Source organism: Methanosphaera sp. A6, from assembly GCF_001729395.1.
GTDB classification, from domain to species: domain Archaea; phylum Methanobacteriota; class Methanobacteria; order Methanobacteriales; family Methanobacteriaceae; genus Methanosphaera; species Methanosphaera stadtmanae.
This window is the reverse complement of record NZ_MAIF01000137.1, coordinates 1-11,868: the sequence shown is the minus strand read 5'-3', so window position 1 is coordinate 11,868 and position 11,868 is coordinate 1. Positions and strand designations below refer to the sequence as shown.

Sequence of the window (11,868 nt, the reverse complement as noted above, 5' to 3'; positions counted from 1 at the left end):
AAAAAGTAATATGTATTAAAAATAGTTTTTTGAATTTTAAAAAAAAGATTTGTTTTTAGAAGATAATTAATCTTCTATATTTAATTTTACATATGGATTATCTTCTGAAGCTCTTTCAAAAGCATTGATTAATTCCTGATCTATTTGGGTAGAATTTGTTATGTTTATTATAGTTTTTGTATAAAATCCACAGAGATATTGATATATATCTTCAAAATCTCCATTAAATACTGGTAAATCAAATGTTTCTTTTAGATATGTTTCATCTACTTTTTTTCCATCAATATTAAATGTGTTCATTTTATTTCATCCCATAAATAATTATATAACAATAGTTATATTTTCATGTTTATTATATATTTCTCCAATAAATTCCCTAAACAGTAGCACTATCCAAGTCTAATTCATGAGGTATTACTTCATAATCCTCTAATTCATATCCTATATCTTCAAATGATTCTAATTCATCTTCAGTAAATCTTTTTGTTAATAAACCACCAATATCTAAGATTTTATTTACTTTAAAATTAGCAGATACTATAACACGATGAGTATTTTTTATAACAAAATCATTGATATAATCTGAGAAGTGTGTAATCATAAGTAACGATTTTTTTTCCTTCATTTCCAAGTTAATATCGTTACCTAATGATCCAAATCTATCTAAAAACATTTTTGAATGACCTGCAATATCATTGTAAAATATTGGTGCTGTAAATATGAAGTAATCAGCATCACGTACTTTATCCATGATCATATTAAAATCATCATCTAAAACACAGCCTCCACCATTTTTACAACTTCTACAACCAGTACAGTATTTTATATTATAATCATCCATAAATAATACTTCATTACTTCCACCTGCATCTTCAATTCCAATTGTTAGTCTATCTACAATTTTTTTACTATTTCCATGTTTATTAGATGAGGTTATTAGCGTTATAACTTTCATTCTGTAAAACTCCCTATAGTTTTTTTATAATTTAATTAATATTATTAAATGAATTTATTTAAATATGTTTAGTATATTTTATAAAAAAAAGGTAAAGGGAGGGTATTTATTTTTTAGGCCAATTATCCACAATCATATCATAATCCTTAGAATCATGGCTCATTTGGATTGAATTATTTTCAATATCAACAATGTCTCTGTTTTTATTTACTATTAGATATGCACTTCCTGTATTAACATTTATGTTATATTTTGTAAAGTCTTTATATCCATTTTCTTTAAGAACATTAACATAACTCATTGCACGATCTTTGTATTTGAAACTTTTCTTTTGAAGTTTTTTACCTGGTGATATTTGTTCAACAACAACTTTTTTTCCCACTTCTTTGGAAAGTCTATTTCTTTTTCTTTCTGTTTGATATTTGAAATGTTCATTTTTAAAGTTTATGATATTATCAAAAAATCCTGAGATTTTTGTTTTAATTGAATAGTATGTATTTTTAACTCTGTTTACTGTATTATAAGGATTTGTATTGTATTTGTTGTTAGTTAATATATCTATTAGACTCCATATTTTCGAAGTTATGAATGATGGTCCTTTTATTGTTTTATTCTTTATAATAATCATTGATAGAGCATCTAATATAAATATTGTGAATAGTATTAGACTAAATCTCCATAATGTTACTAAATTTAATATAAATGATAATATTGACCATTGAAACATAAATGATACAATATAAAGGATTTTAGTTAGGTTATTTATGTTAATATTATTTATATTATTAAAATTTTGTTGCATTGAAATCTTTTCCTAAACTTTTGTAACTTTAATTCATTATTATATAACTAATATTATATATACTTTTTTCTAAAATAAGGAAAGAAAAAGATTCCATCAACGTCCATCACAAAAAAAATATATATTAATTACACTAATGGAAGTAGAATTATATAAACTTACAAATAAAAATAATTATATAAATCAAATAAAAAAGTGCTTTTTTAAAAAAATAGAAGAGGATAATAAATGAAATTAGTAGTACAAAGAGTTACAAGTGCAAAGGTAGAGGTAAATAATAACATTGTAGGAAAAATAGGTAAGGGATACCTAGTGCTATTAGGCATTAAAAAAACAGATACTAAAAAAGAAGCAGATTATATGATAAATAAATTAATGAAACTAAGGGTATTTGAAGATGAAGAAAATAAAATGAATCTATCAATACAAGACATTGATGGTGAAATACTTCTAATTCCACAGTTTACATTATATGGTGATGTTACCCATAACAACAGACCATCATTTTCAAATGCCATGAAACCCACTGATGCTAAAAAACTTTTTGAATACTGCTGTAATGAATGTGAAAAGAAAGTACATACTCAGAAAGGAGAATTTGGTGCATTTATGGATGTTAATTTAGTAAATAATGGACCTGTAACTATAATAATAGAAAAAGAATATAATAGCTAAAGAAAGTGTAATTATGAAAATGGACATTAATATTGATGCTGAATTACAAAGAAGAGCAAGAGCAGTATGTAGAAAGGTTAGTGGTCTAACACTAGCTAGTTATTATGAATGGATTATAGAAATGAAATTAAAGGAACTCCCTCCAGTTGATGAAATAGAAGATAAAAGATCCCATATGACAAGTTATAATCCTGATGAATTAGATGATTTATGGTAATTGGTGAAACTATGAATAAAAAAATTAAAAGAAAGACTACAGGTATCATATTTATATTAAGTAGTTTAATATATTTACTAATAGAATACATTGTAATTAAAAATACATCACTTAATATATATGAAGCATACATAAATTACAGTGTTAGTCATATAGCAATGCCACTTAACCAAACATACCTTGGAATAACAAATAATTTCTCACCACAATATATGCTACTAAACATTGCATTTATCATACTAGGAATAATATTTATAATATCATGTATTTTAGAGATAAATAAAAGAATAAATTCAAATAAAATTTTATATTATCCCTTAATGCTAATTACTGGAGTAGGATTTATTTTTCTAGGAATATTCTCTGCAGGACAAACAAGTATAAATAATCATCAACTTGCAATATTCATGTCACTACTATGTGGAAACATATTTCTAATACTTATGGGAAAAACAATAAATACAAATAAAATACATAGAAATACATCATTAATACTTGGAATTATTGGAACAATATCATTTATAATATTAACTTATTCACTAATAAATAAAGACATGATAATATACATGGGATTATTTGAAAGAATATCCATATACACACTAATAATATGGAATATTATAACAGGAACATACTTACTAAAACAATAAAAAGCATTGAAGTTGGTTTGAACTATGACAATTATTGAAAAAGATGCAGAAAATATTTTAGATATAAATGAATTATATGATTTAGGAGTAGTTCTCTTTGAAACTACAGTTTTACTAGTAAATAATCTAGAATTTAGTATATGCTGGGTTGAATTTGAGAAACTATATGACATTAGCGTACAAAACCAAGAACATACACAAATTATAGAATATAATGTAGTTAAAGAATTATCAGACATTCAAAAAACATACTTTAACCTATTAAAAGGAGAAACATATGAAGATGAACATGGAAATATAGTTAAATGTATAAGTCATAGTATAGAATATGGATTATAGAGAGGATTAACATGCTACATAATTGTGAAGAAAAGATTATTGAATTAACAAGTGGTCATGAATTTGAAAAATATATAAAAGCATTGGGATTAACAAAAGAAGATGGAATAATCATACAAAACAACCTATTAAATGCATATTATATCAATCAAATAGATGTAAATAACATAGAGTCACAATTAAAAGCCAATATAAATAAATTATTAAATGATAGAGATATTGAAGTTAAACAAAAGGATTTAGATGATGATGAAAAATATCTAATATACAGATATAATCAAGAATACATGAGAGTATACTGCTCAAATTGTAGAACTCAAATTCTTTTTGATGACACATACTGTCATAACTGTGGTAAAAAAACAAATTACACACAAAACACCATTGGATACAACATAATAGATAATACAAATCCACCAGAGCATAGTAGTATTAAATACTCAAAAACAACACGTCTTCACACAACATATAAACTACTTAGATATGTGCAAGATAATCCAGTAATAAGTAATATTCCAAGAGAAATACTAGCACCATATTCTATAGATATTAATGTAGTTATAGATTATGCATTAAATAACAATCTTATAAAAACATCAGTAAATTCTGCTAATTATTATTTAAGATTAACACATCTATCTAAAGAAGAACTTATGAAAATAGCATTAAATAATAAATTAAAAACAGAAGGCACAAAGTCAGAATTAGCCACACGATTAATAAAAAACATAGAATATTCTAAACTTAACCTACTTATTAACAACAAAGCATACACACTTACAGATATGGGTGTAAAATTTTTAGAAGATAATACATATATCATATTCTATGATGTATTTCTATGTAATTATTCATTTGATGAATATATACAATTATATAATGAAAATAAAGATAAGCTAGATAAAATAGAAATAGGATTTTTATTCCTAAAAAATCTACGTAAAAAATATGTTAAAGAATTTAAATGGAAATCATATAGAAACACCTTTAAAGAAGAATTTAAAATAGCAGAATTTAGTAAAAATAAAACTCTGAAAATAACTAGCTTAATAAACTTATTTATATGTGATATTAATTCATGGAATAACAATGTATTTCTTGTAGGGGGTACTGTTCTTGATGATTTTCTAAGTGAAATCTTTCTTAATTTAAAAAAGGAATATGATCTTAATAAAGAAGTAGAAAAATATATTATTGATGTCTATGATTCTATAGAACTACCCTACTGTATAATACCAAAACAAGATACATATAATTATTTAATAGAATTATTGAATAACAAATCAATAGAATCAATAAGATATGATATTAAATCTAAATTACATTTTAAATTAGATGAAAACTACTTCTTTGATAATTTAGAAGAACAAAAAAGAGTATGTAGTCTATTAAAAGATTCATTCTATTAGAATATATTTTTCTAATTTCTATTAATCATTTTAAAGTCTTCAATAACCTATTAATATCCATAATATCCTTTGAATTTTCACTTAATGCTGAGTATGAAAATTCTATCATTGCTTTTATCAAGTCAATCTTCTCAGAATTACTAATTTTTTTAACATCACACATACTCATAGAAACATGTTCAATATTATCATTAAATGCTTGTTCTTGTATTTCTTCCCTGAATTGTTCTGGAATAAACCTATCTAAAATCTTTATAACATCATCAGCTACGGTATTTCCAAGCATACACATTTTTTTAGCAACAACTGTATCCATATTCCTCTCTTGTATAATATTAACAACAAATAAATAGTTATTCATTAGATTTCTAGTAAAATAATTCTCACTAACACATGCTAAATACTCCTTACTTAATATGTAACAGGAATTTTTAGCACTAAGAAGTGTTACAAATGCCTCAATATATGTATTTTTCTTAGAATTAAAAATATACATAAGTATCTGTTCAAATATTTCACTATATAAATGTGATGCTAATTCATGTAGTAATTTACATATTTTTTCAGTTTCTGATATTTTATCATTATAAAATATATTATCCCCTGAAAAATACACGTATGTATTTTTTTGATTATCATAATAAAATCTTGAAAACTGTTGTACTAGCTTATATACACGAAAAAGACAGGTTTCATTAGAATGAAAATTTAAATTCATTAATATAATTCTTTCTATATTTTCTATTATTTTATTGTATGTGTCTTCTGTAATATTTGTTTTTAAAATTCTATATTTGTTATGTATAAGCACATCATTAAAAGTGTCATACACTGGTTCTGGAGTAATTCTATTTGTTTTTAATAGTTTACCACAATTATCACAGTACTTCAATAATGGATAATTTTCCATTCCACATAAAGAACAATATATTTTACCATTCATATTATTAATTTATTTTCTTTTTAGAATATAAATCTTTAAATAGAATTATTACATAAAATTAAATTCTATAAAAAAAAGGAGAGGAAGTTAAATGTAGATGTGTTCTACATTTCTTTCATTTCTTTAGCTATTTTTACTCCCAAGTCATAACATTTTTCTAAGTCATCATCGTTTGGAACGTAGTTAATTTCTAAATTATCAACCATTTCAAATCCAGCATCAGCCATTTTACCATTTAGCCATTTAGGACCGTTTCCACCCCAACCATATGAACCAAAGGTAGCTCCTAATCTTTTAATTCCTGTTCTTGAAAATTCTAATTCTTCAGTGTAGAGTAATACATCTGCAATACTTGGGAATACTTTGTTAAATAAGGTTGGAACTCCAAGAAGAACTGCTTTACTTTCAAGAATATCTTTTACACATTCACTTCTTTCATCTTCCTTAAGGAAGTGCATTTTTACATCTACTCCTTGAGATATTAAACCTTCTGCAATAGCATGAGCCATATATTGAGTGGAGAAATGCATTGTATCATAGATTAATGTTGCTTGTTCTTTTTGGCATACACCTGTAGCCCAGTTCTGGTAAGCTTCAATTATTTTCATAGGATTTGTCCATATTTGACCGTGTGATGGTGCAATTGTTTTTATTTTTTCTAGTAAACCTAACTCTACAACTTCATTAAGTTTTTTAAGTAATAATGGTGTTAAAGGTGTAAGAAGGTTTGCATAGAATTTTTGTGCTGCTTCCATAACTTCTTCTTCAGGTACTTCAGAATCTAATCTTTCTACTTTACATAAGTGTTGTCCAAATGCATCGTTTGAGAATAATATTCCATCATCTGTTAAGAAAGTAAACATACTATCTGGCCAGTGTAACATTTTAGCATCAAGGAAAGCAAATGTTTTTTTACCAACAGTTAATGTATCTCCAGTTTCTACTGTAACAAATTCTGCATCTGCAAGATCAGGGTAATGTTTTATAAGTCCTGGTTTTGCAATAGGAGTACAGTATATAGGTGCATCTGGGAATTTTGCATGAATTTCAGATAATGCTCCACTATGATCTTTTTCTACATGGTTTTGAATAATATAATCAATTTTCATTTCTTTTCCTTGATCTTCAAATGCATCTTTTATTCTTCCCCACATTTGAGCAGAGTATACTTCTCCAGGATATACATTGTCTATTAATACACATTTATCTTCTGAAAATACTAAAAATGCATTGTATGATGTACCATGTAATGTGTATCCATGATATTCTCTTCTATCCCAATCAAGTGTTCCTACAAAATATATTCCTTCTGCAATTTTTGGTGCTTTTGCTTTCATTATCATATGAATCATTCCTTTAATATTTTTTTTATTATTTTTATATTTAAATATTTTAATTTATTCTGTTCACTTTTTTTAGTAATCTCATATTAGTACTTTTCATAATAATTAGATTCTAAAAAAAAGTTAAAATAAAGAAAAGGGAGAGGATTTTAGGATTGCCAGAGACCATGTATTGTACAGAATTCTCTTGCTACTACATCATCTGCTTCTGGTATTTTAAAAGTTGCTTCTGGTTTATCTCCAGGTTTAAGATATTGTTTGTGTATTTGACCATCTGCAATAAGTTCAATAACTGCAATATAATGATCTTCATCCATTGGATGTTCAACTTCCCCAACTTTTACATTATATCCATCATCTACTCTTGTAATAATTGGTTTGTGTTTTGGTTCTCCTTCACCAGATGTTTTTGCTTCAATAACATTTAACTGACTAACATCAGCATCTTTTCCAGGACAGAGAACTTCTATTATATTTCCACTATTTTTACATTGAACAACACTATAATAATCAAATTTAGCCATATTTTTCATCCCTAAAAAATTATTTAAGTTAAATATTGTAGTTCTAGAAATCTTCTGCTAGTTCAAAGTAACTATATGGGTGTTCACAGATTGGACATTTTTCAGGTGGTTTTTCACCTTTATATACAAATCCACATTTTCTACATACCCATGTAACTTCTTCAGGTCTGTCAAAGAATGTTTTACCTTCAACCATCTCTAATAATTTTTTATATCTTGCTTCGTGATGAGCTTCTACAAGTCCAATATTTCTTAATCTTACTGCTATTTCATTATATCCTTCTTCTTCTGCTACATCAGCAAATTCAGGGTACATTACATTAGCTTCATAGTTTTCTCCACCAGCAGCTGATGCTAAATTTTCAGCAGTGTTTCCATAGTCAAAACATACACCAGTTTCTGTGTTGATTTCGTTTTTATCTCCTTTTAATTCTTGGATCATTTTAAATAAAACTTTAGCATGTTGATATTCATTTCCTGCAGTTATAAGGAAAATTTCAGCAATTTTTTCATATCCTTCTTTTTTTGCAATTTTAGAATACATTGTGTATCTGTTTCTTGCTTGACTTTCTCCTACAAATGCTTTTGATAAGTTTTCTAATGTTTTACTCATTTTAAATCACCTTTTAAATATATTTATGTAAATTTTTTTGTATTTTTCCATCTTGTTATATTAATTATAATCATTAAAACTATATAAATATTTTTATCAATAAATAAATAGATTATTACATTATTTAATAAAAGAACATATATTCTTTAAAATATATTAATTTTGAAAAATATTTTTCTATTTAATAAAATTTCTTAAAAAAAAGTTATTTTTATAAAAAAATATAAAATAAATGGATTTCTTAGAAAATCCATAAGATTGTCATTATTGCTGCTACTATAAATATTAGTGGTGCCAATAATTTTGTAACAGAAACTATTGATGTTATAGTAGTTACTAATTCTGTTGAGTTATCAGGACCTAATGTTTTTAGATTTACACGAGATGTTCCAGATGCTACTTCAACATATTCTAAATCATTAAATGCTTTTGGTATTAATTCTAGTACTCTTTTAATTAATAATTCCTGATGTTTTGCTCCAACTGTTAATCCACCACCAGATATTGTATTTACAAGATGAGTATCTGTAGTCATAACTTCTATCATATCAATTTCAGGATATGCCTCATTTACAGCTTCTATTATCTTAGCTCTAAATCCTTGTTTCATGTTATTTCCATCAAAGACTACATATAACATTTTCTGATTATCAACTTCTGTAATCATTATTTTCACTCCACTTTGACCAATACCATCTTTTATAGGAATTTCATCCAGTGGATTATATGCATATCCCATTTTTATTGGATACATATCTTGTTTTTCTATTTTTTCAATGGCCTCTTCTAGTTGAACTACTCTGTTATGTCCTGCTAGTAAACGTTCATAATTTCCCTCAAGACTATTATGACAATCAACAAATACCACATCTTTTACTCCAGTTACAGCTTTTGCTTCATATATTAATGATAATCCTACACCATAATCAATATCATCACCTGATTGAGGTGCAAATGTTGTAAGTAAAATCATTCCTTCATCAAAAAATTGGACACCAACTTTAGCATCTTGTGATTTTACTCTTTGAAATTTACTTGCTTTTTTTGTATATTTAAGATTAGGTAGTATTCCATTAATTGCATCAGTTATTTTATTTACTTCTTTTGCTGCTACTGGGTTAAAATCATGTGTTGCTGCCCCATGGGCAATTATTGCAAAGTCATCTAGTTGATTAGCAATAATTGTTGGAAGATTACTTCCCCCAATAGAACCTACTGGTCCTGGATGAACACATGGTGAAATATAATTAGCTTTAACACCCTTTTCTGTTCTGAAACTAATTAAACTAACTGTTGTATCAATTGCTTCTCCCATTTCATTAAATATTTCTTCCATTGCATTTGATCCTTCACTAATTTGTGCAATGAATAAACTTAGAAGTTCTAATCCTCCAACACCTAAATTATTTCTAATAGGTGATTCTATTATCGCTACAAAAGCATAAATTGCTATTGCCAGAACTATTGCTCCAATTATAACCTTAAGATACAATGATAATACTGCATCCATACTAGTTGAAGCTATTACAAGATTAGTAATTAGAACTAACATACTTAATGTTAATACAGGTTGAATTGCTGCTATGAATATTCCTTGATAATATTTTATATTAGATGTAGCCCATAATATAAGAGCTTCTATTGCAAAACCAAATAATATTCCTAGTATTAAACAGTTCCCAGTAATATCTACCTTTATTCCTAATGAAATAATTGATCCTAAAAGGTAGGTTAAACATGGAAATAACATACATACAAATGATAGAAACATTGCTTGTTTTAATTTCATATGTCTTTTATGTAATTTATTAACACAACTATGTATAAGTCCTCCAGAAGCTATGGCTGTAAGTCCTAATAAAAAGAAAGTAGTTGCTCCTCCACCGAGAAATGCTGATATAACAGTATCTATTGATAATAATTCAGGTTGTAAACAGCCCTCAAGAGCACCTGTAATAAAACTTACAACAAAAATGAGGAATACAGAAATCTTTGTTTTAGGTAATGTTATCATGAAACGTGATAATTTCATTACTCTACTTGTAACTGTCATGTTTGTCTCCTATTTTATTTTTTTTTCTTTAATTATTATATTTTCTTTAATTAATATTTAATGATATTCTAAAATACAATTTTCAATTATAATATAACAAAAGCTATTATAAGTTAAATATATAATTATATATGAATTAAATAATTTAATTTTTCTTAAAATAAAAAAAGGGATATTATGGAATATGAATTAAATACACCATTGAATGATGAAGATATTAATAAATTAGAAGCAGGAGATACTGTTTATCTAACAGGAAAAATTTTCACAGCAAGAGATAGTGCACATAAAAGAATAATTGATTCAGGTGCACCAATTGATTTAGAAGGAGTAGTTTTATTCCATGCAGGACCAATAATTCGAAAAAAAGATGATGATAATTATGAAATAGTTGCTATTGGTCCAACAACAAGTATGCGTATGAATCCATATGAACCTGAAGTTCTATCTATGGGTGTTAAAGCTATTGTTGGTAAAGGTGGTATGGATGATAATACACAAAAAGCTTTAGTTGAAAATAACTGTGTATTCTTAACTGCTGTAGGTGGTTGTGCTGCATTATATGTAAATAGTATAAAAAAGGTGGATTCTGTTAATTGGCTAGATTTAGGTATGCCTGAGGCTATTTGGGAATTAGATGTTGAATGTTTTGGACCATTGATTGTTACAATGGATTCTAAAGATAATAATTTATATAAAAGAAATAAAGAGTGATTATATTGAAAAATAAACTATTGTTACTGTTATTTTTTATAGCTTCAATTGTTCTTATTTCAGGATTTTTTACTTTAACTCCAACATATATTGAAAATAATGGTAATGTACGCCATTTTGAAGATAATGATATGTCTTTTGACATGGCAAGTAGTTGGACTGTCTATGATTATGATAATCCATTAAAAACACCATTTTTACCCAATAGTCCTTCAACATTACTATTAAATCCTGGTAATAATTCACAGTATAGTTATTATAATGGAAGTATCAGTGATTTAACAAGTGATGGTTCAGTATTAAATACTAGTGCAACAAATGCAACAGATGTGGTAATTGTAAAGACTGATATTACAAAGTTAGATTCATTACCTGAAGGAGTAACTATTGATACAGCATATAAATCTGATAGTTTATATCGTCTTATGAATGGAACTGGTGATTTTAAAATAGATAAACAAACTACCTTTGATTTAAATGGAAAAACTGCTTATCAATTTGAATATACTGTTTCATATATAACTTATCAAGATACATGGATAGAACTTAATGTTCATTATTATAGAATATTAAGTCAAGCCCCTTCAAGTGTATTTAATATAGCTTCAAATGAATTTAATATAACATTAAATAG

At 26.2% G+C, this 11,868-nt stretch carries 15 protein-coding genes; 7 read left to right on the top strand and 8 right to left on the bottom strand.

The window, feature by feature from the left end; translation table 11 throughout:
• Positions 1–66: 66 nt before the first annotated feature.
• The 3 genes from A9758_RS05705 to A9758_RS05695 form a co-directional block, all read right to left on the bottom strand.
• Entirely contained in the window at positions 67–300 is a 234-nt protein-coding gene (locus A9758_RS05705) for a hypothetical protein (protein ID WP_011406371.1), read from the bottom strand.
• Between the two features lie 76 nt (positions 301–376).
• Positions 377–955: a flavodoxin family protein gene (locus A9758_RS05700; protein WP_011406372.1), complete on the bottom strand. Its 579-nt coding sequence runs from the start codon at positions 953–955 to the stop codon at positions 377–379.
• 106 nt (positions 956–1,061) lie between these two features.
• A complete protein-coding gene (locus tag A9758_RS05695) occupies positions 1,062–1,757 on the bottom strand; it encodes a hypothetical protein (protein WP_011406373.1) in 696 nt (231 codons plus the stop codon).
• Positions 1,758–1,985: 228 nt separating this feature from the next.
• On the opposite strand from A9758_RS05695, the gene dtd reads away from it, so the two are divergent.
• The 5 genes from dtd to A9758_RS05670 are packed head-to-tail and all read left to right on the top strand — an operon-like array spanning position 1,986 to position 5,044.
• On the top strand, positions 1,986–2,432 hold the full coding sequence (dtd, locus tag A9758_RS05690; protein ID WP_011406374.1) for a D-aminoacyl-tRNA deacylase: 447 nt from the start codon (positions 1,986–1,988) through the stop codon (positions 2,430–2,432).
• 13 nt (positions 2,433–2,445) lie between these two features.
• Positions 2,446–2,649 (top strand): hypothetical protein, encoded by a 204-nt coding sequence (locus A9758_RS05685; protein WP_011406375.1) that lies wholly within the window; start codon positions 2,446–2,448, stop codon positions 2,647–2,649.
• An 11-nt stretch (positions 2,650–2,660) separates the two neighbouring features.
• On the top strand, positions 2,661–3,296 hold the full coding sequence (locus tag A9758_RS05680; protein WP_011406376.1) for a DUF998 domain-containing protein: 636 nt from the start codon (positions 2,661–2,663) through the stop codon (positions 3,294–3,296).
• Between the two features lie 24 nt (positions 3,297–3,320).
• On the top strand, positions 3,321–3,635 hold the full coding sequence (locus A9758_RS05675) for a hypothetical protein (protein ID WP_011406377.1): 315 nt from the start codon (positions 3,321–3,323) through the stop codon (positions 3,633–3,635).
• Positions 3,636–3,646: 11 nt separating this feature from the next.
• Positions 3,647–5,044: a hypothetical protein gene (locus A9758_RS05670; RefSeq protein WP_069776341.1), complete on the top strand. Its 1,398-nt coding sequence runs from the start codon at positions 3,647–3,649 to the stop codon at positions 5,042–5,044.
• Between the two features lie 25 nt (positions 5,045–5,069).
• On the opposite strand, the gene A9758_RS05665 is transcribed toward A9758_RS05670, so the two are convergent.
• The 5 genes from A9758_RS05665 to A9758_RS05645 all read right to left on the bottom strand — a co-directional run bounded on the left by A9758_RS05665 (position 5,070) and on the right by A9758_RS05645 (position 10,520).
• On the bottom strand, positions 5,070–5,987 hold the full coding sequence (locus A9758_RS05665) for a hypothetical protein (RefSeq protein ID WP_011406379.1): 918 nt from the start codon (positions 5,985–5,987) through the stop codon (positions 5,070–5,072).
• Between the two features lie 104 nt (positions 5,988–6,091).
• Positions 6,092–7,324 (bottom strand): FprA family A-type flavoprotein, encoded by a 1,233-nt coding sequence (locus tag A9758_RS05660; RefSeq protein ID WP_048059860.1) that lies wholly within the window; start codon positions 7,322–7,324, stop codon positions 6,092–6,094.
• A gap of 155 nt (positions 7,325–7,479) precedes the next feature.
• Positions 7,480–7,854: a desulfoferrodoxin family protein gene (locus A9758_RS05655; protein ID WP_011406381.1), complete on the bottom strand. Its 375-nt coding sequence runs from the start codon at positions 7,852–7,854 to the stop codon at positions 7,480–7,482.
• A 43-nt stretch (positions 7,855–7,897) separates the two neighbouring features.
• Positions 7,898–8,467 carry a rubrerythrin gene (gene rbr / locus A9758_RS05650; RefSeq protein WP_011406382.1) on the bottom strand — a complete coding sequence of 190 codons (570 nt, stop codon included), beginning with the start codon at positions 8,465–8,467 and terminating at the stop codon, positions 7,898–7,900.
• A gap of 241 nt (positions 8,468–8,708) precedes the next feature.
• Positions 8,709–10,520, bottom strand: a complete 1,812-nt coding sequence (locus A9758_RS05645) for a DUF2070 family protein (protein WP_011406383.1) — start codon at positions 10,518–10,520, stop codon at positions 8,709–8,711.
• 177 nt (positions 10,521–10,697) lie between these two features.
• Here A9758_RS05645 and A9758_RS05640 point away from each other — a divergent pair, with 177 nt between their 5' ends.
• The gene (locus A9758_RS05640) at positions 10,698–11,234 is read left to right on the top strand and encodes a FumA C-terminus/TtdB family hydratase beta subunit (RefSeq protein ID WP_011406384.1); all 537 of its coding nucleotides are present in this window, start codon (positions 10,698–10,700) and stop codon (positions 11,232–11,234) included.
• Between the two features lie 5 nt (positions 11,235–11,239).
• The coding region (locus A9758_RS05635) for a hypothetical protein (protein ID WP_143740880.1) at positions 11,240–11,868 on the top strand (629 nt) is incomplete at its 3' end.